Origin of the sequence: Ensifer sp. 4252 (assembly GCF_050434565.1) — a bacterium.
Classification (GTDB): domain Bacteria; phylum Pseudomonadota; class Alphaproteobacteria; order Rhizobiales; family Rhizobiaceae; genus Ensifer.
Genome location: NZ_JBNDIU010000008.1, coordinates 1 through 25,218 on the forward strand (window position 1 = coordinate 1; position 25,218 = coordinate 25,218).

Sequence of the window (25,218 nt, forward strand, 5' to 3'; positions counted from 1 at the left end):
TCGAACGGGTTCATCGACATCTTCACATTCGCCAGCTCGACACCCGAGCCGTCCGCCTTCACCCGGATCTTGACGTTGTAGTCAACCACCCGCTTAACCGTTACGAGAATTTTCATGGTCATGCCCTTCGTCGTCAGCAGACACTCCGGAAGCGCTCGACCATCACGTCGAGCACCTCGCCGGGATCACGTTTCCACCAATTGTTCGCCGAAAAAATCTCCACCTCGCAGGGACCCGAATACCCCGCCCCTTCTACCGCTTGGCGCAGCGCCCTGAGGTCAGCAACGCCGTCGCCCATCATCCCGCGATCGAGAAGAACGTCAGTAGTGTCGGCAAGCCAGTCGCAGAGATGAAATCCGAAGATGCGGTCTGCCCCGGCCCGCTGCAATTGAGCGGCAACGTCCGTGTCCCACCAGACGTGATAGACGTCCACGGCAACACCGACGTTCGGCGCAGCAATCAGGTCGCAAAGATCGATCGCGTCACGCAGCGTCGTCAGACAGGAGCGGTTGCCAGCATAGACCGGATTGAGTGGCTCCAGCGCCAGCTTGACATCGTGTGCTGCAGCGTAGGGTGCGACCTCGGCGACACGTTCAACGACGATCTTGAGACTTTCCTCGACACCCTTCTTGCCTGGCTCGACGCCGCCAACGACGATGGTCAGAACCTTGGCGCGCAGAGCTGCCGCCATGTCGATCGACGCCTTGAAGTCATCCATGACGGTGCGCGCGTCAGCTGCCTGAGGACCAACGAGAAAAGGCGTTCTACAGAGGCCCGCCACCGTCATACCCGCAGAACGAACGCGTTCTCCGATCTCGACTGCCCGCGCCCCTATCTCGCGGCGCCAAAAGACGACGGCGCCGAAGCCGCGCTCGGCGCAGGCGTCGATGACTTGCTCCGCAGACCATCCGGCGCCAAACCCCTCGAGATTGTGGCCAAGGCTTGCCGTGTTGAGAGCCAACGCCCTGTGATCACTGGTGAAGTCCCTCATCTCAGCCCCCGTAAAATGCCAACATGCGCTTCATCCGGCTGACGGCCAGTTCGGGTTCGCGCAGCAGGCCGCACGCGTCAGCCAGCCGGAAGACCTCGGTGAAGTAGGGCAAGGGCCGCATCGCCTGCGCGCTGTTCAACATAATGAAGTGATCCTGGAAGCCATTGAGCCAGGCGAGAAAGACGACACCCGTCTTGTAGTACTGCGTCGGTGCGCGAAAGATCAGCCGCGCCAATGGCACCGTCGGATCCAGCGTGGCGCGAAATGCGGCAGTGTCGCCGTCGCCCAGTTTCCTTACCGCAAACGCTGCAGCGGGTGCGAGCGGATCGAATATGCCCAGCAGCGCATGGGAAAAACCCTCGGCGTCGCCTTCGATCAGTTCGGGGTAGTTGAAGTCGTCTCCCGTGTACATCTTCACGCCGGTCGGCAGGAGCCGACGCATGTCGATCTCCTTCTGCTTGTCGAGAAGCGAAATCTTGATGCCATCGACCTTTGATGCATTCTCCTTGATAACTGCAAGCGCGATCGGCATCGCCTGCTTGAAATCCTTCGATCCCCAGTAACCGGCAAGCTGCGGGTCGAACATCTCGCCCAGCCAATGAAGGATGACGGGCTGGTCGCAGGCGGTGAGCACATCGGAATAGACCTTGATATAGTCTTCGGGTGTCTTGGCCGCCCTCACCAAGGCCCGCGATGCCATCAGGATGATGCGTCCGCCAACCTTCTGGATCGCCTCGAGCTGCTCGAGATAGGCCCGCCTTACCTCGTCAAGCGTATGGGACGTTGCCGGATCCAGATGGTCCGTGCCGCAACCGTTTGCGACAAGGGCATCCGGTATTTCGGCCTTCGTGCGCCGAATCAGTTCCAGTGCACCGGGCCAGTCCAACCCCATCCCGCGTTGGGCGGTATCCATGGCTTCGGCGATCCCAAGACCGAGACCGGCGAGATATCGGCGAAACGCCATGGTTTTTTCCCAGTCGATGGTCGCGCGTCCCGTCGGGTCGTTGCCGGTGAAGGGATCGGCGACCACATGCGCGGCGGAATAGACCACCCGGGCGGGATTTTCGCCGAGCACAGCCTGCGCGATTGCACGACCTGTCAGCGAGTAGTCGGTCAGCCTGCCATTGGTATCGGGAAGCGCAATCTTCATGATGAACCTCAGAAGCGGGGAACCAGCATCCCGGCGTCCGCCGAAATCACCTGTCCGGTTGTGTAGGGAAACTTTCCGATCGCCAGCGATGCTATGATCGCACCCATCTCTTCGGGTTGGCCGAGGCGCGGAAACAGCGTCAGGCCTTCCTCGGCTCGCTCACGGTAGGTATCGATGACTGGAGCCGTCATGTCGGTGGCAATCAGTCCGGGCTGCACGTCGTAAACGGCAATATTCTCGGGCCCGAGCCTCACGGCGAGCGTCTTGGAGATCATCGCCGCTGCGGATTTCGAGGCGCAATACTCCGAGCGTTGAATGGCGACTGCAACCGCGTTCGACGATGTCACATTGACGATCGAATGAAACATACGGGACCGTTGACGAGACAATAGCCGACGAGCAAAGGCCTGACTGAGGAAGAACATGGCTTTCGCATTGACGTCGATGCAACGATCCCAGCTCGCCTCCGAAACATCCAGCAGGTCGCCGCGCTGCAGGACCCCGACGCCTGCGTTGTTGACCAGAGTCGTCAAAGGACCGAGTTGCGCCTCGATATTTGCCAGTACCGTCTCGTGGGTCGCAATGTCGGTGACGTCGAAGGGCGCGGCCATCACGGGATTGCCGTGCACGGCGACGCGAGCAACCGCTGCGGCGAGTTCGCGATCATCGCCACGACCGTTGACAGCAACTGCGAACCCCTCCTTCGCCAATGCCTCCGCCGCTGCCAGGCCGATACCGCGCGACGAGCCGGTAACCAGCGCCACCGGGCGCATATCGGGTGCGGTCATGCCCGTGCTCCCTTCTTCAGAAGCTCGCGCGCGATGATCATGCGCTGGATCTGATTGGTGCCCTCGTAGATCTGAGTGATCTTCGCATCGCGATACAGGCGCTCGACCTCGAAGCCACGGATATAGCCCGAGCCACCAAACACCTGCACCGCGTCGGCAGTCCGCTGGACGGCCATATCGCCGGCAAAGCATTTGGCAATCGAGCACGCCTTGGTGGCGTCCGCGCCGGCATCGATCTTGGATGCGGCCGAATGAACGAGCAGCCGCGCCGCCTCAATATCCTTTGCCATGTCCGCCAAGAGCCACTGGACGCCCTGGAAGTCGGCTATGGACTTGCCGAACTGTTTGCGGGTGCCGGCGTAGTCGACGGCAGCCTCAAGACCGGCTTGTGCAATACCGACCGCCAGCGCTGCGATGCCGACACGTCCCTTGTCGAGAACCGACATCATCATATGAAAACCACGGCCTGGCTCGCCCAGCAGCGCATCTGCCGGAAGACGCACATCCGTGAACGTCAGCGCCCCGACCTGGCTTGCCCGCTGACCCATCTTGTGTTCCTTCGGCCCCCTCTCGACACCGGCAGCGTGCAGATCGACGATGAAGATCGACATGCCGCGATTGCCGGCTTCCTTGTCGGTTCTCGCGAGCACGAAGCCGACATCTGCGACTGGCGCATTGTGGATCCAGATCTTGCCGCCGCTAAGACGCCAGCCGTCTCCGTCGCGCGTCGCCGTGGTGCGAATGCCCGAAACATCCGTGCCGGCCTCCGGCTCGGTGATGCAGTAGGCGACTTTCGTTCGCATGCTCAAAACGGCGGGCAGCATCCTCTGTTGGTTCGGCGTCCCATGGCGCACCAACAGTGTGGAGATGAGTTCGATCAGGCCGCATTGGTCGGCGACCGAAGCATAGCCGCGACTGAGCTCCTCCATCACCACGGCATAGGTCAAGGTGTCGAAACCCGGCCCGCCGAGCGCCTCGGGAACACCAACCCCAAACAGTCCGAGCTTGCCCATCTCATCATAGAGGTCGGCCGGGAAGCGCTCCTCCCGATCAAGCTCCTCTGCCAACGGCCGGATGACTTCATCAGCAAAGGCGCGCGCCATTTCGCGCACCTGGTCCTGCGTTTCGGTCAGATACATGATCTCCATCCCACTTGTAGTAACTATCTAGTTACATACGTCCGCAACCTCCTTTCCGTCAAGCCAGAAAAAATCGGGTGGGTGCATCATCCGGCTTGCGCGGCCTTGCGGGCATGCCTACAATTCACCAATTGGTTACTTAAGGAGGATCAGCATGCACCCCAGCAAAAAGCGCAAACTCGGCCGCGTTGACATCGACGTGACCACGTTCGGCTTCGGAACGGCGCCGCTTGGCAACATCTTTCGCCCGATCGACGAACCGACAGCCGAGGCAATGTTCGACACCGCGTGGAACTCCGGCGTGCGGTTTTACGATACCGCACCGATGTACGGTCATGGGCTTGCCGAATTGCGCACGGGTCACAGCCTGCGCTGGAAGAACAGGGACGAGTTCGTTCTTTCCTCCAAGGTCGGTCGCCGGCTGAAGCCGGCAAGGCGCGAGACGATCGACTTCACGCCCTGGGTGGACGCCGCTCCCTTCACGATGGATTTCGACTACAGCTATGACGGCACGATGCGGGCCTTCGAAGACAGCCTTCAGCGCATGGGGCTTGAAAGGATGGACATCTGCTTCATCCATGACATCGACGTCTTCACACGTGGCAAGGATCAGCCGGAGGTTTTCAGCCAAGCGATGGATGGAGCATGGCGCGCGCTTGAAAGGCTTAGGGATGAGGGGACGGTCAAGGCGATCGGCGTCGGCGTCAATGAATGGGAGGTTTGCCTTGAGGCCCTGAAGCAGAGGGATTTCGACTGCTTCCTTCTCGCCGGCCGCTACACCCTTCTCGAGCAGGATGCGCTCGATACGTTCCTGCCCCTGTGCGAGGAGCGAGGCGCCGCAGTTATCGTCGGCGGAGGGTTTAATTCAGGCATTCTGGCGACTGGGGCAAAAGAAGGGGCGAAATATAACTACGCACCTGCATCGCCGGAGATCCTCGACAAGGTTGGCAAGATCGAGGCGGTCTGCAGAGACCATAACGTACCGCTCGCCGCGGCAGCGCTGCAGTTCGTGGTGGCGCATCCGGCCGTGCCGTCGTTCATGGCTGGCACTCGGACGGTTGAGCAGTTGAACCAGAACCTCGCCTGGTTTGCTCATCCCATCCCCTCCGCCTTCTGGGTTGATCTGAAAGCCAAGGGGCTTTTGCGCGAGGATGCGCCGACGCCGGCCGCCGGCTAGTTCGATGTGCTCGCCGAAGAGGCCGCACCCAGCCTCTTCGGTGAATTGCGTTCGTGGTCGGAGGCTAGCAACGTCGCAAGAGCCTCCAGGTTCACCTTATCAGGATGGCACGGAAATCGTTGACGTTCGTTCCGGTCGGTCCAGGCACAAACAGATCCCCCAGACGGTCGAATGCCGTCCAGGCGTCATTGGCGGAAAGCAAAGCCAGGGGGTCAAGTCCAAGCGCACGCAGCCGACCTGCGCTCTGTCCGTCGGCAAAGGCGCCGGCATTATCCTCCGAACCGTCGATGCCATCGGTGTCGCCGGCAATGGCCGTGAATGGTACGCCGTCGGCCGCGAGCGCCAGGGACAGGAGGAATTCGGTATTGCGTCCACCCTTTCCGTCTCCGCGAAGCGTAACGGTGGTTTCGCCACCGGACAGGATCAGCACCGGTCGGGCAAAAGGCCTGTCGCGCAGGGCAACCTCGCGCGCGATTGCCGCGTGGACCCGGGCGACGTCCCGGGCCTCGCCTTCGATTGCGTCCGACAGGATGACCGTCGGGATCCCGTCGGCCTGCGCTTGCATCGCTGCAGCTTCGAGAGAGAGCCGTGCCGAAGCGATCACGTGCACTTCATGTTCTGCAAAAACAGGGTCCTGCGGAGACGGCGCGAGACCCTCATCGCCGGCAAGCCAATCGGCAACTGTCGGCGGGATGACGATGCGCCAGGCATCCACCATCGCGCACGCATGGGCGCGGTCGGCGGCATCGGGTATCGTGGGCCCCGATGCAACCTGCGCCGGGTCGTCGCCCGGCACGTCGGAGACAACCAAACTGACGATTTTCGCAGGATGGCACGCGGCGGCAAGACGTCCCCCTTTGATGCCCGACACCTGCTTTCGGATGGCGTTCATCACCGAAATCGGCGCGCCGCTTGAAAGCAGGGCGCGGTTCAGCGCCACTTCGTCATCGAGCGTCAAAGCCCCAGGCGGGCATGGAAGAAGCGCCGATCCGCCGCCACAGACAAGGGCAACGACCAGATCGTCCGCCGTCAGTCCCTCGACTGCTTGGAAAAGCAGGCGGGAGGCCTGGAGGCCAGCAAGGTCAGGCACCGGATGAGCGGCTTCGACAACGCGGATCCGCTCACATGGCACGCCGTAGCCGTATCGCGTGACGACGACCCCTTCGACCGGCGCATCCCATAAACGCTCGAATGCCGCGGCCAATTGCGCCGCTCCCTTGCCGGCGCCGATCACGATCGTACGGCCGCGCGGGCGTGAAGGAAGATGCGCGCGAAGCGCTGTTTCCGGATCGGCGGCTTTCACGGCGACCTTGAACAGGTCGCTCAGCAGTTTCCGGTCCTCAGACGTCATAAATCTCATCCATCACGATCAACAGTTCCGCATCTAGATTTCGACATAGAGGGTCGCCCAGCAGCAAGACCGGGTCCAGCGATCAAGGCTGCAGCTTTTGCGCAAAGCGCGCCGGACGTTTCTCTCGAAAGGCCGTCAGACCTTCCTGCAACTCTTCAGAACCAGCGGCGATCTCGCCAGCGAAGCTTTCGACGACCCGCTCGCTTTCCTCGCCTTCGGCCACATTGATCAGCATCTTGGTCAGTTCGACCGCCCGACCCGAGCGACCGATCACCCGTGCCGCGGCTTTCTCGGCCGCAGCCAGGCCCTCGCCAGTCGCAACCACCTGGTCGACCAGGCCGAGGTCATGGGCTTCTTGCGCCGTATAGACCTCGCCGAAGAGCGCCATGCGCCGCACAATCTGGGCGCCGAAGCGGCGCGCCACACGCTGCGTGCCTGACCAGCCGGGGATGATGCCCAGACCCGGTTCCGGTTGACCGATGCGCACATGGGCTTCGGCGATCCGTAGATCAGCACAGGCGGCCAATTCCAGCCCACCGCCCAGCGTGTGTCCATTCAGGACTGCGATCAAAGGCACGCAAAGGCGTGCGAGTGCATCGAAGGCAGCATGGCCATCGCGCACCCAGTGGCGCGCAAATGCCTTCGGCGACGCTCTGCTCCACGCATCGATATCACCGCCTGCGCAGAATGATCGGGGTCCCTCGCCCGTCAGGATCGCAACGCGCGCGGGAGATCGCTCTATCGCGCGACAGATCGGCACCAGGGCGTCGACCATGTCGGCATCGAACGCGTTCAGTTTCTCTGGTCGCCGGATCGTCAGCCAGGCGACGTCCCCGGAAATTGCGAGGTCCAGCCGCGGGTCGATCACAGCGCCAGCCCCATCACCGGAGCGCGAAACAGCGCGTCGTCCATGATCTTCAGCGCGTCGGAGACACGCAGTGGCGTTGTCGCCTGATCCTGGATATCGCGCTGCAGGTCGATGCCGGGTGCGATCTCGGTGATAACCAATCCGTCGGCCTCCAGCCGCATGACGCAGCGTTCCGTGACATAGGTGATGTCCTGACCCTGGGCACGAGCGCGCCTGCCTGAAAAGCTGACCTGATCGACCTTGGGCACAATCTTGGAAACCCTTCCCTCCTTGTCGATGACCAAGCGCCCATCCTCGAGACGCATCTTGGCGCCGGCGTTGAAATTTCCAGAGAAGACGATCTTCCTAGCACGTGCCGTGATGTCGACAAAACCGCCGGCACCGGCAGTGCGGTGCGGTGTGGCGGCCAATCGGCTGACATTTACGGAGCCTTCGGCGTCGATTTCGAGGAAAGAAAGCAGCGAGCAGTCAAAACCGCCGGCCTGGAAATAGCAGAACTGATGCGGCGATGCGACGAAGGCCTCGGCATTGGCGGCACAGCCGAACTTGAAATCGAGCAGAGGAACGCCGCCGACAGCGCCCTGTTCGATGACCCAGGTGATCTTGCCGTGATGCCCTTCCTCGATGAGGACACGCGGCACGTTGGCCGAGATGCCGAAACCGATATTGACCGCCCAACCCGCTTGCAGTTCCTGTGCGACGCGACGCGCGATAACCTTGCCCACGTCCAGAGCCGGGGTCCGGAACGTGTGCAGAGGGCGAAACAGTTCACCTGATATCGCGGGGTCGTATGGTGTCGCCGTCGTTTGCAGCTGATCGGGAGCTTCGACGATGACGTCGACGAGGATGCCGGGAACGCGAACGTCGTGTGGCCGCAACGTCCCTGTCGCAGCAACCCTACGCACCTGGGCGATCACCAGTCCGCCGGAGTTTCGCGCCGCCAGGGCCATCTCCATCGCACCGAGCGTCGCGCCTTCCTGCTCGAATGTCAGATTGCCATTCTCATCGGCCGTCGTCGCCCGGATTATGGCGACATCGGGATGGATTGCCGGAAAGTGCAGCCATTCCTCGCCTGCAAATTCCACTCGGCTCACCATCGGTGCGCTGCGGGCGGTCGCGTTCATCGCACAGCCTTCCTGATCCGGATCGACAAATGTCTCCATCCCAACCTTGGTCAACACGCCCGGCCGCTTCGCCGCACCCTCACGCAACATGTCGAAGACAATTCCCGACGGCACATTCCAGGCTGCAACTTCCTCCTTCAGGATCATCTGCCAGATGAGAGGCGGTTCAGCGTTGCTCGGTCCGGATGGGTAGGATCCTCCAATGATTCTGGAGAGCATGCCCGGCTTTGCGATGTGGTCGACACCTTTGGTGCCGAAGAAGTCGCCGGCAGCGATGGGGTGCACGGACGTCAATGCCCTGGGATGCCCGTCCTGCTCGAACCGCTCTCCCAGCGCCTTGAGGACCGCATCGGGGCAGCAAAGCCCCGAAGAGGAGTTAACCGCAAGCACGGCGCCGTCCTTAACCAACCCGGCGGCTTCCGCTGCGGTTTTCACCTTCGACATTGCTGCACACTCCTTTTCCCGTTGCACTAAGTAACTAACCAGTTATACATTAAACACGACAGCAAGAGGCAGGCAAGGGCAATTTGCGCTATGGCCCACACCGGCGGAAAGTCGCAAAACGCGAAGGAGGAGCGATGAACATCTATTTCGAAAAATGCCATCAACGGGGCTTCGGCACCTATCCGCTCAAGGCGGGTGAATTGAAAGCTGCGATCGAGACCGCGCTCGAGGTTGGCTATAGGGCATTCGACACCGCACAGATGTACGGCAACGAGGCCGACACGGGAGGGGCGCTTCTCGAGAGCGGCGTTGCGCGCGACGAGCTCTGCATCACGTCCAAGGTCCATCCCGACAACTACGCCGAAGCTCAGTTCCTCCCCTCGGTGGATGCGAGCCTGAAGGCACTCAAGATCGACCAGTTGGATGTCCTACTCCTGCACTGGCCACCGGTCGGCGGGGACGTCGCGCCGTCCTTGCGCCTCCTGCAAAAGGCGCATGCCGCCGGGATGGCGCGCAATATCGGCGTCTCCAACTATACCGCCCGGATGATGCGCGAAGCCAAAGCGATTTCGGACGTCCCGCTCGTGACCAACCAGGTGGAGTTTCATCCGCTGCTTGATCAGCGGGCGCTTCTGAGCGCCGCAACAGAGACGGGAATTCCGCTCTCGTCCTACGCTTCGGTCGCCCGCGGCGAAGTCTTCAAGCACGCGGTCTTCGGGGAGATCGGCGCAACCTATGGAAAATCCGCAGCGCAGGTGGCGTTGCGGTGGATCCTGCAGAAAGGCGTGCCGCTCAACACTATGTCCACCAAGCCAGAGAACATCCGGGCCAATTTCGAGATCATCGACTTTACGCTGTCCTCGGTTGACATGGACCGCATCGATACGCTGAACCACATCGGCTATCGCATCATCAATCCGGGCATGTTGCCGTGGGTTCCTGACTGGGACTGACGGAAAGGGCGGCCGTCAGGCCGCCCACACATCTCAGCTGAAAGAATGCCTCAAGCGTTGCCGCGGATCAGATCGGCGGCTTTTTCACCGATCATGATCGAGGCCGCATTCGTGTTGGAGCCGACCAGGCTCGGCATGACGGAACTATCGCAAATGCGCAGTCCATCGAGACCGTGAACGCGCAGCTTGGCATCCACCACCGACATATCGTCTCGCCCCATTTTGCAGGTGCATGTGGGATGATAGGACGTGCGCCCATACTGGCGCGCATAGGCCTCGAAATCGGCGGTCGTGAGGACGTTCCGGTCGGGAAAACGCACGGTCTTGATATACTTCTGCAACGCGGGTTGGGCGAAAATTTCCCGACTGATTTTGATCCCTTCGACGGAGATCCGCAGGTCGTCGGGATTGCCCAGGAAGTTTGGGTCTACGATCGGAAGCGCGCGCGGGTCGGCGGAGCGCAAGGCAACAGAACCGCGCGATTTTGGACGCACCGTATACGAGTTCAACGTAATGCCGGAGGCACCCTTCGGAACACTCGGCACGCCGGCTTCCGCGCCCGCTCCCGCCAGAAAATGGAACTGAAGATCGGGATAGGGGCTCGCCTTGTCGGCGTACCAGAATGCCCCGCCCTCGACGACATTGGATGCAACCGGGCCGGACTTGAACAACGCATATTCCAGGCCGGCCCAAAGCATCCAATGCGGCCTGTTGTACTTATCGAGACTGTCGTGCCCCTTGAGTTCGGCAACAATATCAACGCCGAAGTGATCGTGCAGGTTCTCGCCGACACCGGGCATATCCTGGACGACGTCGATACCATGGCCGCGCAAGGCCGTGGCCGGGCCGACGCCGGAAAGCATCATCAATTTGGGTGTGCCGATGGCGCCGGAGGTCACGATGACTTCACTGTCGGCGCGAATAATTTTGGAGGCGCCGCCCGCCGTATACTCCACGCCCACGGCGCGTCGCCCTTCGAAAACCACCCGAAGCACCAGCGCGCCGGTAACCAGCGTCAGGTTCTTGCGCTTGAGCGCCGGGCGCAGATATCCGACGGCCGCCGAACAGCGCCGACTGTTGCGCGTCGTCGTCTGGTAAACCCCAGTGCCCTCCTGAACGGGGCCGTTGAAATCCGGATTGTACGGAATCCCGAACTCCTGGCAGCTTTGGACGAAGGCCCGCGTCAGCGCCTGCGGATTGGCGATGTTCGAAACGCCGAGCGGCCCGTCGGTTCCGTGCCATTGTCCCGAGAGGATGGTGTTGCCCTCGGACCGCAGGAAGTACTTCTGGATATCCTTGAAACCCCAGCCTTCCGCCCCCTCTTCCACCCAGCGGTCGTAATCGCTCGGGTGGCCGCGCGTGAACACCTCGGCGTTGATGGAGGACCCGCCGCCGAGTACCTTTGCCTGGGCGTAGGGGATTTCACGGTTGTTGGCGTGTCTCTGTGGCGCCGTGGTCAGACCCCAGGTCATCGGGCCCGAGGTCATCTTGGCAAAACCGACAGGCATATGGATCAGCGGATGACTGTCGCGACCGCCGGCCTCGATGAGGCACACCCTTGTTGCCGGATTTTCCGAAAGGCGGGCAGCCAGCACGCAGCCCGACGAGCCGCCTCCGACGATCACATAGTCAAATCCTTGCGCCATCATGCGATCCAGTGCGAGCGTTTGCCGATCTCGACGTGAACGGATTTGACCTGGGTGTACTCTTCCACGCCATAGGTGCCGGCCTCGCGCCCCCATCCGGACTGCTTGAAGCCACCCAACGGCATTTCCGGCCCGCCCGCCATGATCGTATTGACCCAGAAACGACCGGCGCGAACGCGGCGGGTCACCGTCAACGCCTTGTCGATGTTCTTGGTCCACACACTGGCGGCGAGACCATAGACGGTGTCGTTGGCAAGCTCGATCGCCTGTTCGATCGTATCGAACGACATCGAGCAGAGAACCGGTCCGAAGATTTCGTCGCGCGCGATCGCCATGTCGGGCGAAACTCCGGTGAACAGCGTCGGCGCGATGTATTGGCCCTTGCCGAGATCGATGGCCTGGCCGCCGGCAACGAGCTGTGCGCCTTCCGCCTTGCCCTTGGCGATGTAGTCCAGAATGGTCTTGTTCTGCTGATCGGTGGTGATGGCTCCGACCTGGGTCGTCTCGTCGAGGGGGTCGCCGACGCGTATACGCGCCATCTTTTCGGCAAGAAGCCTCTCGAATTTCGTAGCTACCGAGGATTCGACGATGAGCCGCGAGGACGAGACGCAGCATTGCCCCGTGTTGAAGCTGATGCCGAAAGCCGCGCCGTCCGCCGCATCTTCAAGATCCGAATCCGCAAAGACGATGATCGGGTTCTTGCCGCCCAGTTCCAGCCCAAGCTTCTTGAAGTTGCTGTCTGCGGCCGCGTGAACGCAAGAGCGCCCGACCGCGGTAGAGCCGGTGAAGGACAGCATGTCGACGTCAGGATGTTCTGTCAAAGCCTGGCCGATGGTGCGGCCCGAGCCGGTGATGACGTTGTAGACGCCGTCGGGTAATCCGGCCTCGGCCAGGACGTCTGCGAGAATAAGCGTGGTTGCGGATGTCACTTCGGAAGGCTTGACCACCATCGTACACCCTGACGCAAGGATGAAGGGCACGCGTTCGCAAAGGATGAGGAATGGAAAGTTCCAGGGCGTGATGAGCCCGACCACGCCGATCGGTTCACGAAGAACCATGCCGAACAGGCCGTCGCCGAGCGAGTTGTAGCTGTCGCCGTGCAACAGACGCGCAGCACCCGCCCCGACTTCGAAGCAGGCGATGCAATGATCGATCTCTCCGCGCGCCTGGGCAATCGGCTTGCCATTCTCCAGTGTCTCGAAAAAGGCAATCTCATCCCGGCGGCGGCGCAGAATCTCCGCCACCCGCAGCAGCACGGAACCACGAGCCGCACCCGAAAGGCCGGACCACCGGCGATCCTCAAAAGCCCGGCGAGCTGCGGCCACCGCTGCGTTCAAATCCTCCGGCGTGCATTTCGCCGTGCGCGTGACAGCAATGCCATGGCCGGGCGACAGGCGCTCGAACTGTTCGCGACCCTCATGCCACCGCCCATCCACGAAGAAGCCGAATTCACGCGGGGCCGTGGGCGGCAGAAGGTAGTTTTTGACTTGGTCCATGGGATACCTCCACTCTGAAATTTCCGTATCCATCACGCGATGGATTAGTAACTGAACAGTTATGCGCGATCTAGCAACGCCCGCGCGATCATGCCATCACAATCTGGGTCTTGAGGTGATGGGGCCGATCCGCAAGCGTATCGAAGGCCTCCTGGATCCGCTCCAACGGATAGTCGGCGCCGGTGAAATTCTTCGTCTCGAACCGCCGATGAGCAAGCAACGTCAACGCGTCATGCATATCCTCGCCCATGCCGGCGACCGAACCCTTCAGGCTCCGCTCTTCGAGCACTGTCTTCAGGATATCGACGGGCACGGTTTCGCCCGGAGCAGTGATGCCGAAAAAGGCGACATGGCCGCCGCGACGGGCGAGATCGAACGCCTGGCCATAGAGAGCTTTGCTTCCAACGCTTTCAATGACGATATCGGCGCCCCGCCCATCGGTCATGGCCAGCACCGTCGCCTTGAGGGCCGAGGGGTCCGACACCGTCGCATCCGCTCCCGCCTCCAGCGCCATTCGGCAGCGGTCTGGCGACAGGTCGGCGACGATGATCGGAGCAGCGCCCACCAGGCGCATCATCTGGACATGCAGATTGCCGATCGGGCCCGCCCCGAAAACGACGACCGATTGTCCGAATGTCGCCTGCGCCTTGCGCGCCGCGCGCACAACGCATGCGACCGGCTCGGTCAAGGCAAGAACGGCATCGGGCACGGTCTCTGGAACCGGTATGACGAGACGCGCCGGGACGGCGACGTATTCGGCAAAGGCACCATCGCGGCCAATGCCGACCTGCGCGACCTCGGCGCAGTTGAGCACCTCGTTGCGGCGGCACCAGTAGCAGGTGCCACAGCCGATATTGATGTCCACGACCACCCGCATGTCATGCTGCAGATGGCGTACGCTTGTGCCAAGGTCAGCAACCGTACCGCAGAACTCATGGCCGGGCACGAGCGGCAGGCGGTCGGCGGCATAATGGCCGTTGAAGATATGGACGTCGGTTCCGCATATGCCTGTCCGCGTCACACGGATGAGTGCATCGTCGGGGCCGATCGACGGAACCTCGACCGCCATGATCTCGAAACGACGCGGTTCGAGCAGAACGGCGGCTTGCATCTTGCCCATCACCGCCTCCTATTTCACCGTCCGCAGCTTGGCGCGATCGATCGTGAGCGCGATCGCGACAATCAGGACGATGCCGAAAACCATCTGCTGCTGTGTCGCGTCTATCTCGAAATAGAGCATCGAGGCGCGGATGACGGCAACGATCAGAGTTCCGATGACCGTGTTGAGGACACCTCCGACGCCCCCGGTCAAAGGTGTACCACCGACCAGAACGGCAACGATCGCCGGCAGAAGGAACCCGTTTGCAATCGTCGGCGCGCCGCCCGAGAGCTTAACGGCAAAGAGCAGCCCGGCAACGGCCGCGAGAGCCCCCGATATCGCAAAGGCAAGGATCTTGTAGCGTGCCACATTGAGCCCGGAGGCTGCCGCCGCAAGCTCGCCGGCACCGACGGCCTTCAGCGCCCGACCGAGGGTCGTGCGGCGCTCGATGAACAGGCAGATGCCGAGCAGCACTGCCGAGATCAACAGCTCGTTCGGCACGCCCCAGGTGCGCCCGATCATCCAGCCGAAGGTCTCGTTCCGTTGGGTCGCGTCCATATTGAGGGCGCGCTGGCCGGAAAGCCACTGCGCGACCGAGAATGCCACACCGCCGACGGCAAGCGTGGAGATGAACGATGGAACGTAGAGCCGGGTCGTGATGTACCCAGACAATGTGCCAAGCAGAAAGCCGGCCGCAACGCAGGCAACGGCTACCCAGGCGCCCATCGAGGCGAGATAGACCGAGGCAATGACGGTGACCATGTTGGCCATGGACTGGGCGGACAGGTCGATGCCGCCGATGTAGATGGCGAAGGTCAGCCCGAGCGCCATGATAAACAGTGGCACGATATCACCCGCCAGGCTCATGAGATTGGCGGGCTTCAGGAAGCCGGGATGGGTAACGCCGACGAGGGCGACGAGCACCAGCAGCGTTATCCAGGGAAGATGCGGTTTGAGGCGCTGAATGTCCATGTTTCCCTCAGATCATGTAATGCAGGAGATCGTAGAGCGTGGGCTTCGCCCCCGGCACGCAGTCGAAGTTTTTCTGGATGCGGCCGTCCTTGACGACGACAATCGTGTGCGACAGCCCGATGGCTTCCTCCAGCGTGTCGGCGACCAGAACGATGCCAACACCGGCGCTGCTCATTTCGCGGATCATGTCGTAGACGTCTTCCTTGGCTCCGATATCCAGACCCCGTGTCGGATGATCGAGCAGCATGATGTCCGATCCTGCCGATCGCCACTTGGCGAGAACGACCTTCTGCTGGTTGCCGCCCGACAGGTTTCCGCAATCGGCGAATTCGGAATGTGCCTTGATAGAGAGCTTCTTGATCCAGTCGCGGGCAAGCGCACGCTCTTCCGATATCCGCAGCACGCCGGCGCGAGAATGCTTGCTCATCTGCGAGAGCGTCATGTTCTCGTAGACGTTCATGCCGGCAACGATGCCCTCGATCTTGCGCTCGCGCGGGACATAGCCGACGCCTTGGCTCACGGCGTTGCGCGGCGAGAAGATCTTCACCTTGCCGCCCTTGATCTGGAGATGCCCCTGGGTTGGGCTCAGCATTCCGTAGATCATGCGCAGGATCGCCTCGCGGCCAGACCCCTCCGTTCCGACCAGACACAGGACTTCGCCTGCATGCAGCTTGAGGGAAATATCCTTCGTGCGACCGGGCAGTCCGACCCTGTCCATGTCGACCAGAACCTTCGAACGGTCGTAGGGCTTCTGCAGGTGCTCGCGATAGTATTCCTTGTCGACGTTGCGGCCGACCATCTTGTGTTGGATTGCCTCGGCATGGGCGGCACCGCGCTCGACGACATCAACCACATGACCGTCCTTCATCACGTAGATGCGATCCGAAAGCTCCATCACCTCGTCCATGCGGTGGGAGACGAAAATGAAGGACGCACGCGTCACCAGTTCGCGCACGAGCTTGAACAGCAGTTGCACTTCTTCCTTTGATAGAACGGAGGTCGGTTCATCCAGCAGGATAACCAGATCGCCGTCGACGCGTTCTTCAAGGGTCAAAACCTTGGCAAGCTCCACAAGCTGGCGCTGCGCAAAGGAAAGCTTCGAGGTGGTGGTTGCGGGATCGATATCGAGCTTGACCTTGGCGAGTTGCGCCTTGGCGGCCGTCGCCATCGCTTTCCAGTTTATGACACCGAAGCGAACGAACTGCTGTTCGTAGCCAAGGAAGATGTTCTCCATCACCGTCAGGTTGGCAATCAGCGACTGCTCCTGGAAGACCATGCCGATGCCCTTTTCCATGGCCTGGCGCGGATTGGCGAAGCGCACGGTCTGGCCATTGATCAGTATGTGACCGCCATCGGGCTGGTAGGCCCCGTAGATCACCTTCATCAAGGTTGACTTGCCGGCACCGTTCTCGCCGACCAGCCCAACGATCTCGCCGCGCTTGATGTGAAAATCGATGGCCTTGAGCGCGTGAACCCCGGGGAATTTCTTATCGACCGCTTTCAGTTCGTACATAGCCGCGCCTCACTTCACGAAGGAAACCATCTTGCGGTCGGTCGACAGCACGACAGCAAGAATGACGAGCAGTCCGAGAACTCCGTCCTGGAGAAAATCAGGCAAGCCGACGACGACCATTCCGTTGTTGATGACGCCGACGATCAGCACGCCGACGAGCGCGTTCCAGACGCCCCCGATCCCGCCCCAGAGCGCCACGCCGCCCACCACGACCGAGGTGATCGAGATGAACATGAAGTTCGAACCGGTGACGGACTCGGCCTGGCCGATCCTTGCAACGACGAGAATGGCGGCCAGTGCGTAAAAGACGCCGGCGAGCGCAAACCCGGTGACACGGACGCGGTTGACGTTGAGACCGGAGGCATGCGCGAGCTCCTCGCCGCCGCCGACGGCATAAAAGTTGCGGCCGAGCGTCGTGTGGGCTTGAATGAACCAGGCAACGAGCAGGAAGAAGCCGGCGATGTAGACCATGATCGGAAACCCGAACCAACGCACGGTCAAAAGACCTCGAAAGGTCGCGTCACTCACCTTCACGATGTCGCCGCCCGTCAGCAGGATTGCCGCACCGGTTCCCACAAAGCCCATCGCGAGGCTCGCCATGAAGGATGGTATTCGCAGCTTGACGTGAACGAGCCCGTTTACGAGCCCGATCAGCCCTCCGACCATGAGGATCAGGGGAATGGCCAGCCAACCGGCGCTCATCAGCGTGCCGCCGAATTTCGCGAAGGCGAAAGCGAACACAACCGCCGTGAGCGAGATCGCTCCTTCCATGGAAAGGTCGATCGATCCCATGATGATGATGAATGTTACGCCGACTGCGACCATCAGCGCCGGCGCCGCCGCGATAGCGATGCGGGCAAAATTGCGGACCGAGAAGAAGGTCGGATTGAGGGCGGTGAAAAAGATCACCAGCGCGATCAGCACCAGGAATGGCGCCCATTTGATCAAGGTTTCGCGCGATATGCGACGTGTCACGTTAGGCACCCCTTCGCCCGGACTGTAATGAATGAAATGGAGGCGGATGCGACAACGCGGCCGCCTCCCTCAGACCGAATGGCTCAGTATTGGATCTGGCCGTTGGACGGCCCCCAGAAGTCCTTCCAGTCGTAGGCTGGAACGGAATCGAGATACTTCGCCTTGAATTCCTCCGCATCCTTGGCGGTTACGAGGATGGTCGGCCCGTAGAACTCACGATGTTCCTTCGGCTCTTGCGAAGGCTTGAAGCTGCCGATCGCCGCGTGATAGGCGAGCGCCGCCGTGATGCCGCCACCCCAATGCGGATTGGTAAAGACTGTGGCCAGAAGCTGGCCTTCCAACACCATCTGCACGGCCTCAAGATTGCCGTCATAGGCAACGATCGGCATTCCTTCGATGCCTTCAGCACGCAGGGCCTCGATCACGCCATAGGCGATGTTGTCATTGGCGCAATGGACGCCCTTGATCTTGTCGCCGTGGCGGGTCAGGAACGACGCCATGAGTTCGGCACCCTTCTGCGTGTCCCAGTCGGCCGGCTGCGCATCGAGCAGTTCGATCTTCGGATAATCCTTAAGGGCGTTCTTGAGGCCATTAAGGCGCTCGACGGCGGGGTTGTTGGCGGCAATGCCGCCGAGATGAACAACCCCGCCCTCGCCACCCATAGCCTCAAACAGGATACGTGCGGTCTCTTCCGCCGGCTTCTCGTCCGACCAGGTCATGTGGGAGACGTAGTTGTCGCCGAAGTCCCAGGGATGCAGATCGTCGGTCTTGTTCCAGATTGTCGAGATGTAGCCGCCGGCGGCAGACACAGCCTCCACCACTGGCCTTGCATTCGGGCTGTCGTTGGCGTCGCAGGCGATCGCGCAGTTGCCATTGTTCTTTGCAAGGAAAGCCTTGATGTCGGCCAAGGACTTCTCCGACGAGCCTTCGTTGATCAGGCTGACGAGCGCGCCCTTCGGCTTGCCGATCGTTTCGACAAATGCCTCGGCACCCGAGATGACCGAGTTCCAATAGGCGGAGGCGCGATCGCGATAGCTCCAGGCGATCGCCGGATCGGTCAGCGCGGCATGTGCAGCGCCACGCCCGAGAATGGTCGGAACCGTCATGGCTCCAATGCCGGCGGCAGTCGCCAGGATGAAGTTGCGACGGCTGAGCGTCTCGCGCTCGATAAAGTCCTTGATAAAGGTCGACATGGCGTTCCTCCCAAATCCACGTTGAACGTTGCCCGCATTCGACGGGTTTTTCAGAGGGCAACAAAGGCGATCCACTTCTGCGGATCCGAGCCTCCTCAGCTCCCTTATACCCACTTAACGCACTAACTAGTTACTTCTTTGGTGAGGCGAGAGTCAAGAGCTTTTCGTGATCGCGGCTTTGATGATTTTCGGCTGACCGCTTTGACGGATATGCTCGCTGGCGTGTATGACTGCCTCGACATGAGCCGCGAGCGCGCCGGAGGAATGGCCTTGAGCATGATCAACGAACCGACCGAAAAGCCGGGCCGCAAACCGCGCATCCGCGATGCGGAAGCGACCAAGGCACGCATTCTCGACGCCGCCAAAAAAGAGTTCGCCAAGAATGGCTTAGGCGGCGCACGGGTCGATGTGATCGCCGAGAAGGCCAAGGCCAACAAGCGGATGATCTATCATTATTTCGAAAGCAAGGAGGGCCTGTTCCAGACTGTTCTGGAAGACGCCTATATCGCCATCCGCACGGCCGAACAGAAGCTCAACCTTGATGTTCTCGAGCCAAAGGCAGCGCTGGAAAAGCTCGTTCGCTTCACCTGGGAATACTACCTGAAGAACCCGGAATTCATCACGCTGGTCAACAGCGAGAACCTGCATCGCGCCAAGCACCTGAAGAAATCCGTGGTGATCAAGGCAGCCAGCCGCAAGTTCGTCAACATGGTGGAAGTGTTGCTGGAGAGGGGCGCCTCGCAAGGCGTTTTTCGCCGCGGCATCGATCCCGTACAGCTAAACATCACCATCGCGGCAATCGGCTACTACTACCTGACCAACCGCTTCACCGGGTCAATCGTGTTCGAGCGTGACTTGATGGCGAAGGAGGCGGTCGACGAGCGCCTCCGGTTCAATATCGAAACGATCATGCGGCTGGTTTGCGCCTAGAACTCGCCTAGAGCTCGAAAGACAGCCTCTCGAGGTCGAGTGCGTGGCGGGCACATTCGATATCTTCGACGTCGCGCGCGCCGGACACGCCGATCGCACCGACAACGCGGTCGCCGTGAATGATTGGTAGGCCTCCGCCCCAGACCAGAAGCCGCGGCCGATTGGTCAGGCCCAGCCTCAGACTAGGGCTGTTGTCCATCCGTTCGAAGAACGCTTCCGTCGTACGCTTCATCGTTGCCGCAGTGAAGGCTTTGTCCGTCGCGAAGTCGAGGATCGGCGGTGCCACCTCATCCATTCGCGCCGCCGCGAGTGCCACGCCCTGGGTATCGACCACGCAAACAGCCACCCGCCAGGCATTCGCCGACGCATGAGCAAGGGCATGGCCGACAAGGCGCAAAGCAGCGCTTGCAGCAAGCGTCGGCGTGGAGACGACCAGTTCTTCCTTCTGGTGATGATTTTCCATTATTTGCCCTCCCCAAGACAGGCCCAATCGAGAACGATGAACGGCTCCTCAATGCGCCTCGCCGCAATATCCGAATAGAGCGCTGACGGATTGTTCGGCACGAACCGCCGTATCAGACCTTCAAGCGGGATCCTGGACTGGGCCAGCCAATCGAGCGCGAGCGAGAAACCGCTGAACACGGAATGGGGGGCATTATTGTAGCCCTCGAGAAGTTCCTCCCATTCAAAGCCACGGGACTGGATTGGGATCTCCCACTCCCAGCCGGAGCGTAAGGTGGCGAGATTGAAGAAGACGGCATTCATGAGTTCATGGGCGGATGCATCCGTCCACTTGCGCCAGGGAACGCCGACCATGACCACCTCGCCGAGCCTGCGCACGAGGCGGCAGCCCTCGAGAACTGCATTTTCGTGGCCCGAACAATCAACGACGAGCGCAACCTGGCCGGCGAAGGCATCGTCTTCGAGAGGCAGCCGTTCCCGGCAGTCGGATAGGCCGCTTTGTTCCAATTGCGCCCGCCTCAGTTCATCGGGATCGATTACCGTCACACGGTAGCCGCCGATCTTGAAAAGGTGCGCCGCAAGGAAGCCGACCGGACCAGCGCCTGATATGACGACGCGGTCGCCTGGGCGAGCCTTCGTCGTCATCAACGTGGTCATCGACACGCCCATCAGACGTGCAAGCGTCGCCGTTGCGGGCTCCAGACCTGCCGGCAGCGGCAAGGTGTATCTGGCAAGATGCGTTTGCGTGGAACGATGAGCGCCCATCGCAAACCGCAGTTCACCGGGCCGTGTACCGACGACATCCCCGGCGACCTCATCAACCCTGAAGACTGCGGCATAACCCGGGCGTATGGGAAAAGCATCGCCATTTGCCCAGCCCAGTTCGGTGCCTTGGCTGACAAGTGTGTAGAGCGTTCGCCCGCGCACTTCGCCGGGCTTTAACGGCAGGTCGTCATAGGACACCAGCTCAAAGGCCTGCTTCGCGGCGATCACGATTTCATTGGGCACTGAGGTCCTTTCCGGCCGACAAAGACGACCGAGCGCGAGTCAGTGATTATTACCTAGGTGAATCAATGGCTTAAATGGCGCATCTTGCCGTCCAAACGCCAGACCCAAGGGAGATGCGTGTCAACGACCGGTCACCGGGGACCATTGCGTCGGACCGCCTGCCCGTTCATACCCAAGCGGACCCGGCATGCTGACGACCTCAAGGAACTGCCCCCATGGCGCTTTCAGATAGAGCCATGTCAGCCCCTCCATGGCACCCTTGTCGACATAGGTGGGTCCCTCGAGCACCTCGACACCTGCCGCCCGCAGGCGCGTTGCTGCCGCATCGCAATCGTCAACCTCGAAGGCCAGATGGAATCCACCCGGCTGACTGTTGCGCTTGAGCGGATCGCCGCCCTCGACTTCGCCGGAATATTGAAAGATCTCCAAGTTGGTGCCATTGCCGACACGCAGCACCTTGATGTTCTCAATCCTCCGGCCCGCAGGAACGCCGAGGCGCCTCTGCATGAAAGTGTCGTCCACATCGATGGGACCAGTTTCCAGGCATGCCACCGCACCGAACACCGCCTCAAAGAAGCCGACTGCCTCTTCCAGGTCTGGCACGGTGAAGCCAACATGTTGCACTCCAAAGATCTTCATAGGCTCCTCCCTGAGCGATCCATTCGCGGCCGCTGACATTCAATCGCATACAGTATGTAACTAGTTAGTTATTACATTGCAGTCGATTTTCGACATGTCAAGACTCATCCTGCCGCGCGTGGCCTCGAAGCCGGGATGATTGGCGAACAGGGGTCTCGGCACCACCGCGACGTTTAACCCGTGAACCTGCATGGGCCGAAAGGAGGCACTGTTGCCGACATGCCCATGCACGACCTGGCTCTGGACCGAAATGATAGAGGTCGTGATGGTATCGCCGGCGGTTCACTTCGAGGCTCCCTCGGTCACGGGCAGATCGGTGCGCTCGCGACGCGGCAGGCGGCAGTTAAGAACGAGGTATGCGACGAGCCCGATCAGCAGACCCCAGAACGCTCCGCCGACGCCGAACAGCTTGATGTTCGCGGCAGACGCGAGGAAGGTGATGAGCGCTGCCTCGCGGGAGGTTGGGTCTGCCATCGCCGCTGCAAGGCTGCCGCCGATGGTGCCAAGGAGGGCCAAACCGGCGAGCGTGGTGATGAAGGTCGCTGGAAAGGCCATGAAGACGGCGGCCAGCGTGACACCGAAGACGCCTACGAGCACATAGAAGCAACCTGCCGTGATGCCGGCGATCCACCTCTTGGAGGGGTCTTCATGTGCTTCCTTGCCCGTAGCGATCGCTGCGGTGATGGCCGCGATGTTGAAGGCATGGGAGCCGAACGGAGCCATGATGAGCGAGCCGAGACCCGTCACCGTCACGATGGGATTGGCGCTTGTCTTGAACCCATCGTTCCGCAAGACCAGCATTCCCGGCATGTATTGGCCGGTCAGCGTAATCAGGAACAGCGGCAGCGCGACGGAAAGCAGCGCGTTCAGCGAGAACTCCGGCATGGTGAAGACTGGAGCTGCGAATTCCAGCTTCAGCCCGGACAGATCAACGCGGCCTTGCGTCAGCAGTAAGGCAAGCCCGAGAAGCAGAATGCCAACCACGGCGTATCGGGCATGAAAACGCTTCAGTGCAACGTAGGCGATGATCAGCAAGCCGACCAGCAGCGGATCTACGCTTGCCCCGCCGAAAGCACCGATGCCGAACTGGAGCAGGATGCCAGCAAGAAGGCCCGAGGCGATGCCGGGCGGGATCAGGCGGATGACCTTCTCGAAATAGCCCGACATACCGAGTGCGACGAAGGCTACCGCCGAGATCATGTAAGCGCCGATCGCCTCCGCATAGGGCGTCGTCGCCAGCGCGGTGACGAGAAACGCCGCTGCCGGCGTTGACCATGCCGTGATTATCGGCTCGCGATAGCGCCAGCTCAGAAACAGGCCTGTGAGCCCCACGCCAATGGAAACCGACCAGACCCAAGAGGCCGTAAGTGCCGGGCTTAGCCCAGCGACCGTCGCCGCCTGAAAGACCAGAATGAAGGTGCCGCCATAGTTGACGATGACGGAGATCAGGCCTGCGACAATTGGATGGGTAACATCGTTGAGGCGGATGGGTGAAGGCGAGGAACGGGACGACATAATCCTGAAGAGTCTCCTGAAGTTCGGGGCATACGGCCGCCAATGTGCATTGACATTTAGCCAATCAATGGCCTGATATGCCCAACCACTTTATTCGATAAGACCAGACCATTTGTTCAAGCATTCCCAACTCGAATCCGTGAACGCATGGGTTGCGCACCCTGCCCATGCGGCGATGCCGCTTCACGCGAGGATTCAGCGGGCGATCCGGCAACTGATCGTCGATGGCGCACTCGGGCGAGGTAAACCGCTGCCGGCCTCTCGCGCGCTCGCCAAGTCGCTCGGCGTTTCGCGGGACACGATCGAGGCGTCCTATGCCCAACTTCATGCAGAGGGCTTCATCGAACGGCGTGTGGGCAGCGGCAGCTTCGTGGCGCAAATGACGGAGTTCACGCCCGGTCATCGCCTCTCACGACGGGATGCGCTCTTGCGCAACAGGGCCCCGAAACTCAGCAAACGCGGGGCGGCCATATTCCGGAGCGGCGGCGTTTGCGAACTGCTTTCACCGCGGCCCTTTGCACATGGCGTGCCGGAAACGCGGACCTTCCCGCTTCAGCTCTGGGAACGCCTGGAACGACAGGTTCGTAAAGAGTTCGGCGCGCAGACGCTGCTTCACGGCGATCCGCAGGGAACCGAGCCGCTTCGCCGCGCCATCGCCGACTATGTGAACCTTGAACGCGGCGCGCGCGCCACGGCTGACCGCGTGCTGGTGCTGACCAGTTCGCAGCAAGCCATATCCCTATGCGCGAACCTGCTGCTCGATCCTGGTGATCGGATCTTCATCGAAGATCCCGCCTATTACGGTGCGCGCAAGGCGTTCGGTGCGGCGGGGCTGGAATGCGTCCCCGTTCAGGTGGACCAACAGGGTATCATCGTGGGCCAGATCACGGCACAACCACACAGAGCCAAAGCGGTTTTCCTGACGCCTTCCCACCAGTTCCCGACCGGCGCGACACTGGCGCTGGACCGCCGCCTGGCGCTAATCGAATGGGCCACACGGCATCAGACCTGGATCATTGAAGACGACTATGACAGCGAGTTCCACTATGCAGGCAAGCCGACAGCTTGCGTGCAAGGTCTTGATCCGCACGACCGGACCATCTACATCGGCACCTTCACCAAATCACTTTTTCCGGGCTTGCGGATTGGCTATGCGGTGCTGCCGCCGCCGCTCGTGAAGCCGATGACCGTCGCGCGCACGCTGCTGGATGGTCATACGGCCCCCATGACACAACTGACGCTGGCCCGGTTCATCGAGGGCGGACATTTCGGCGCGCATGTTCGCACAATGCGCGGCGTCTATGCTGAGCGCCTCGACATGCTGGCTGGCCTCGTCGGCACGCATCTGTCGGATTTCGTTGAGACGTGCGTTCCGATCGGTGGGCTGCAAATGCCCTGCGTGCTGACCTGCGACATCGCCGAACACACCGCCGTCGACGCGGCGCGAAGGGTCGGGATTGAGCTTCTCGGGTTATCGGCGCTACATCACTCCGGCGACGGCAAGGCTGGCTTCCTGATGGGGTTTGCGGCCTACACGCCTCTCGAAATCGAGATCGCTGTCAAGAAACTGGCCGATGCGCTTCGCGCGGTGATGATACAGTAGACGAGCCGGATTTCGTTTCAGCGCGAATGGTCTGGCTGACCCTTCGCAGTGGAGGGGAACAGCAGGCCATGCCCGTGCTAGGTGCTGAGAAACAACGCCGCGCGAACCCTGCGTGGCGGATAGCAACTCTCAGCATCTTGAAGGAGATCAGAAATGGGCACATCGGCCGCGCCGCTCTCAAT

22 protein-coding genes and 2 pseudogenes are annotated in these 25,218 nt (G+C 61.2%); 4 read left to right on the forward strand and 20 right to left on the reverse strand.

Features of this window, described 5'->3' with window-relative positions:
- From ABIE33_RS16745 to ABIE33_RS16765, 5 genes and pseudogenes are all read right to left on the reverse strand, one after another.
- Window positions 1-116: pseudogene (locus ABIE33_RS16745) on the reverse strand (electron transfer flavoprotein subunit beta/FixA family protein); the annotation flags it as partial.
- 17 nt (window positions 117-133) lie between these two features.
- Window positions 134-991, reverse strand: coding sequence for a sugar phosphate isomerase/epimerase family protein (locus ABIE33_RS16750; RefSeq protein WP_429126926.1), 858 nt, complete (start codon window positions 989-991; stop codon window positions 134-136).
- A 1-nt stretch (window position 992) separates the two neighbouring features.
- Window positions 993-2,141, reverse strand: a complete 1,149-nt coding sequence (locus tag ABIE33_RS16755; protein WP_429126928.1) for a dihydrodipicolinate synthase family protein — start codon at window positions 2,139-2,141, stop codon at window positions 993-995.
- A gap of 8 nt (window positions 2,142-2,149) precedes the next feature.
- Window positions 2,150-2,929 carry a 3-ketoacyl-ACP reductase gene (locus tag ABIE33_RS16760; protein WP_429126931.1) on the reverse strand — a complete coding sequence of 260 codons (780 nt, stop codon included), beginning with the start codon at window positions 2,927-2,929 and terminating at the stop codon, window positions 2,150-2,152.
- Window positions 2,926-4,068 carry an acyl-CoA dehydrogenase family protein gene (locus tag ABIE33_RS16765; protein WP_429126934.1) on the reverse strand — a complete coding sequence of 381 codons (1,143 nt, stop codon included), beginning with the start codon at window positions 4,066-4,068 and terminating at the stop codon, window positions 2,926-2,928. The genes ABIE33_RS16760 and ABIE33_RS16765 overlap by 4 nt, the downstream gene beginning before the upstream one ends.
- A 154-nt stretch (window positions 4,069-4,222) precedes the next feature.
- On the opposite strand from ABIE33_RS16765, the gene ABIE33_RS16770 reads away from it, so the two are divergent.
- On the forward strand, window positions 4,223-5,245 hold the full coding sequence (locus ABIE33_RS16770; RefSeq protein ID WP_429126936.1) for an aldo/keto reductase: 1,023 nt from the start codon (window positions 4,223-4,225) through the stop codon (window positions 5,243-5,245).
- 91 nt (window positions 5,246-5,336) lie between these two features.
- On the opposite strand, the gene ABIE33_RS16775 is transcribed toward ABIE33_RS16770, so the two are convergent.
- From ABIE33_RS16775 to ABIE33_RS16785, 3 genes are all read right to left on the reverse strand, one after another.
- Complete coding sequence (locus ABIE33_RS16775; protein WP_429126938.1) at window positions 5,337-6,596, reverse strand: glycerate kinase type-2 family protein; 1,260 nt, start codon at window positions 6,594-6,596, stop codon at window positions 5,337-5,339.
- A gap of 82 nt (window positions 6,597-6,678) precedes the next feature.
- The gene (locus tag ABIE33_RS16780; RefSeq protein WP_429126941.1) at window positions 6,679-7,464 is read right to left on the reverse strand and encodes an enoyl-CoA hydratase/isomerase family protein; all 786 of its coding nucleotides are present in this window, start codon (window positions 7,462-7,464) and stop codon (window positions 6,679-6,681) included.
- Window positions 7,461-9,032 carry an acyl CoA:acetate/3-ketoacid CoA transferase gene (locus tag ABIE33_RS16785; RefSeq protein WP_429126944.1) on the reverse strand — a complete coding sequence of 524 codons (1,572 nt, stop codon included), beginning with the start codon at window positions 9,030-9,032 and terminating at the stop codon, window positions 7,461-7,463. The genes ABIE33_RS16780 and ABIE33_RS16785 overlap by 4 nt, the downstream gene beginning before the upstream one ends.
- 134 nt (window positions 9,033-9,166) lie before the next feature.
- Between ABIE33_RS16785 and ABIE33_RS16790 the strand changes: the two genes are divergently transcribed.
- Window positions 9,167-9,985: an aldo/keto reductase gene (locus ABIE33_RS16790; protein ID WP_429126947.1), complete on the forward strand. Its 819-nt coding sequence runs from the start codon at window positions 9,167-9,169 to the stop codon at window positions 9,983-9,985.
- A 50-nt stretch (window positions 9,986-10,035) separates the two neighbouring features.
- Here the strand turns inward: ABIE33_RS16790 and ABIE33_RS16795 are convergent, their stop codons facing one another.
- From ABIE33_RS16795 to ABIE33_RS16825, 7 genes are all read right to left on the reverse strand, one after another.
- On the reverse strand, window positions 10,036-11,631 hold the full coding sequence (locus ABIE33_RS16795; protein WP_429126950.1) for a GMC family oxidoreductase: 1,596 nt from the start codon (window positions 11,629-11,631) through the stop codon (window positions 10,036-10,038).
- Window positions 11,631-13,127: an aldehyde dehydrogenase family protein gene (locus ABIE33_RS16800; protein WP_429126952.1), complete on the reverse strand. Its 1,497-nt coding sequence runs from the start codon at window positions 13,125-13,127 to the stop codon at window positions 11,631-11,633. Before ABIE33_RS16800 ends, ABIE33_RS16795 begins: the two co-directional genes overlap by 1 nt.
- Before the next feature lie 88 nt (window positions 13,128-13,215).
- Complete coding sequence (locus tag ABIE33_RS16805; RefSeq protein WP_429126955.1) at window positions 13,216-14,247, reverse strand: zinc-dependent alcohol dehydrogenase; 1,032 nt, start codon at window positions 14,245-14,247, stop codon at window positions 13,216-13,218.
- A 9-nt stretch (window positions 14,248-14,256) separates the two neighbouring features.
- A complete protein-coding gene (locus tag ABIE33_RS16810) occupies window positions 14,257-15,198 on the reverse strand; it encodes an ABC transporter permease (RefSeq protein WP_429126958.1) in 942 nt (313 codons plus the stop codon).
- Between the two features lie 7 nt (window positions 15,199-15,205).
- Complete coding sequence (locus tag ABIE33_RS16815) at window positions 15,206-16,711, reverse strand: sugar ABC transporter ATP-binding protein (RefSeq protein WP_429126960.1); 1,506 nt, start codon at window positions 16,709-16,711, stop codon at window positions 15,206-15,208.
- A 9-nt stretch (window positions 16,712-16,720) separates the two neighbouring features.
- Window positions 16,721-17,686: an ABC transporter permease gene (locus ABIE33_RS16820; protein ID WP_429126962.1), complete on the reverse strand. Its 966-nt coding sequence runs from the start codon at window positions 17,684-17,686 to the stop codon at window positions 16,721-16,723.
- An 83-nt stretch (window positions 17,687-17,769) separates the two neighbouring features.
- Window positions 17,770-18,879, reverse strand: coding sequence for a sugar ABC transporter substrate-binding protein (locus ABIE33_RS16825; RefSeq protein WP_429126964.1), 1,110 nt, complete (start codon window positions 18,877-18,879; stop codon window positions 17,770-17,772).
- 276 nt (window positions 18,880-19,155) lie between these two features.
- On the opposite strand from ABIE33_RS16825, the gene ABIE33_RS16830 reads away from it, so the two are divergent.
- Window positions 19,156-19,809 carry a TetR/AcrR family transcriptional regulator gene (locus ABIE33_RS16830; protein WP_429127463.1) on the forward strand — a complete coding sequence of 218 codons (654 nt, stop codon included), beginning with the start codon at window positions 19,156-19,158 and terminating at the stop codon, window positions 19,807-19,809.
- A 7-nt stretch (window positions 19,810-19,816) separates the two neighbouring features.
- Here ABIE33_RS16830 and ABIE33_RS16835 read toward each other — a convergent pair whose 3' ends face one another.
- The 5 genes and pseudogenes from ABIE33_RS16835 to ABIE33_RS16855 all read right to left on the reverse strand — a co-directional run bounded on the left by ABIE33_RS16835 (window position 19,817) and on the right by ABIE33_RS16855 (window position 23,433).
- Window positions 19,817-20,272 carry a GlcG/HbpS family heme-binding protein gene (locus ABIE33_RS16835; protein WP_429126967.1) on the reverse strand — a complete coding sequence of 152 codons (456 nt, stop codon included), beginning with the start codon at window positions 20,270-20,272 and terminating at the stop codon, window positions 19,817-19,819.
- Entirely contained in the window at window positions 20,272-21,279 is a 1,008-nt protein-coding gene (locus ABIE33_RS16840; RefSeq protein ID WP_429126969.1) for a zinc-binding dehydrogenase, read from the reverse strand. The genes ABIE33_RS16835 and ABIE33_RS16840 overlap by 1 nt, the downstream gene beginning before the upstream one ends.
- A gap of 120 nt (window positions 21,280-21,399) precedes the next feature.
- On the reverse strand, window positions 21,400-21,918 hold the full coding sequence (locus ABIE33_RS16845) for a VOC family protein (protein WP_429126972.1): 519 nt from the start codon (window positions 21,916-21,918) through the stop codon (window positions 21,400-21,402).
- Between the two features lie 105 nt (window positions 21,919-22,023).
- Window positions 22,024-22,185 (reverse strand): annotated as a pseudogene (locus tag ABIE33_RS16850) (pyridoxal kinase); the annotation flags it as partial.
- A 15-nt stretch (window positions 22,186-22,200) separates the two neighbouring features.
- A complete protein-coding gene (locus ABIE33_RS16855; protein ID WP_429126975.1) occupies window positions 22,201-23,433 on the reverse strand; it encodes a benzoate/H(+) symporter BenE family transporter in 1,233 nt (410 codons plus the stop codon).
- 112 nt (window positions 23,434-23,545) lie between these two features.
- Between ABIE33_RS16855 and ABIE33_RS16860 the strand changes: the two genes are divergently transcribed.
- Window positions 23,546-25,036 carry a PLP-dependent aminotransferase family protein gene (locus tag ABIE33_RS16860; protein ID WP_429126977.1) on the forward strand — a complete coding sequence of 497 codons (1,491 nt, stop codon included), beginning with the start codon at window positions 23,546-23,548 and terminating at the stop codon, window positions 25,034-25,036.
- Window positions 25,037-25,218: the final 182 nt, after the last annotated feature.

What these genes read in the sequence shown, in the direction of transcription:
- ABIE33_RS16760 (WP_429126931.1), bottom strand. Translation starts at nt 2,929, where the DNA reads ATGACCGCACCCGATATGCGCCCGGTGGCGCTGGTTACCGGCTCGTCG.
- ABIE33_RS16855 (WP_429126975.1), bottom strand. Translation starts at nt 23,433, where the DNA reads ATGTCGTCCCGTTCCTCGCCTTCACCCATCCGCCTCAACGATGTTACC.
- ABIE33_RS16765 (WP_429126934.1), bottom strand. Translation starts at nt 4,068, where the DNA reads ATGTATCTGACCGAAACGCAGGACCAGGTGCGCGAAATGGCGCGCGCC.
- ABIE33_RS16830 (WP_429127463.1), top strand. Translation starts at nt 19,156, where the DNA reads ATGATCAACGAACCGACCGAAAAGCCGGGCCGCAAACCGCGCATCCGC.
- ABIE33_RS16795 (WP_429126950.1), bottom strand. Translation starts at nt 11,631, where the DNA reads ATGGCGCAAGGATTTGACTATGTGATCGTCGGAGGCGGCTCGTCGGGC.
- ABIE33_RS16835 (WP_429126967.1), bottom strand. Translation starts at nt 20,272, where the DNA reads ATGGAAAATCATCACCAGAAGGAAGAACTGGTCGTCTCCACGCCGACG.
- ABIE33_RS16755 (WP_429126928.1), bottom strand. Translation starts at nt 2,141, where the DNA reads ATGAAGATTGCGCTTCCCGATACCAATGGCAGGCTGACCGACTACTCG.
- ABIE33_RS16800 (WP_429126952.1), bottom strand. Translation starts at nt 13,127, where the DNA reads ATGGACCAAGTCAAAAACTACCTTCTGCCGCCCACGGCCCCGCGTGAA.
- ABIE33_RS16790 (WP_429126947.1), top strand. Translation starts at nt 9,167, where the DNA reads ATGAACATCTATTTCGAAAAATGCCATCAACGGGGCTTCGGCACCTAT.
- ABIE33_RS16815 (WP_429126960.1), bottom strand. Translation starts at nt 16,711, where the DNA reads ATGTACGAACTGAAAGCGGTCGATAAGAAATTCCCCGGGGTTCACGCG.
- ABIE33_RS16770 (WP_429126936.1), top strand. Translation starts at nt 4,223, where the DNA reads ATGCACCCCAGCAAAAAGCGCAAACTCGGCCGCGTTGACATCGACGTG.
- ABIE33_RS16775 (WP_429126938.1), bottom strand. Translation starts at nt 6,596, where the DNA reads ATGACGTCTGAGGACCGGAAACTGCTGAGCGACCTGTTCAAGGTCGCC.
- ABIE33_RS16825 (WP_429126964.1), bottom strand. Translation starts at nt 18,879, where the DNA reads ATGTCGACCTTTATCAAGGACTTTATCGAGCGCGAGACGCTCAGCCGT.
- ABIE33_RS16785 (WP_429126944.1), bottom strand. Translation starts at nt 9,032, where the DNA reads ATGTCGAAGGTGAAAACCGCAGCGGAAGCCGCCGGGTTGGTTAAGGAC.
- ABIE33_RS16810 (WP_429126958.1), bottom strand. Translation starts at nt 15,198, where the DNA reads ATGGACATTCAGCGCCTCAAACCGCATCTTCCCTGGATAACGCTGCTG.
- ABIE33_RS16845 (WP_429126972.1), bottom strand. Translation starts at nt 21,918, where the DNA reads ATGAAGATCTTTGGAGTGCAACATGTTGGCTTCACCGTGCCAGACCTG.
- ABIE33_RS16750 (WP_429126926.1), bottom strand. Translation starts at nt 991, where the DNA reads ATGAGGGACTTCACCAGTGATCACAGGGCGTTGGCTCTCAACACGGCA.
- ABIE33_RS16805 (WP_429126955.1), bottom strand. Translation starts at nt 14,247, where the DNA reads ATGGGCAAGATGCAAGCCGCCGTTCTGCTCGAACCGCGTCGTTTCGAG.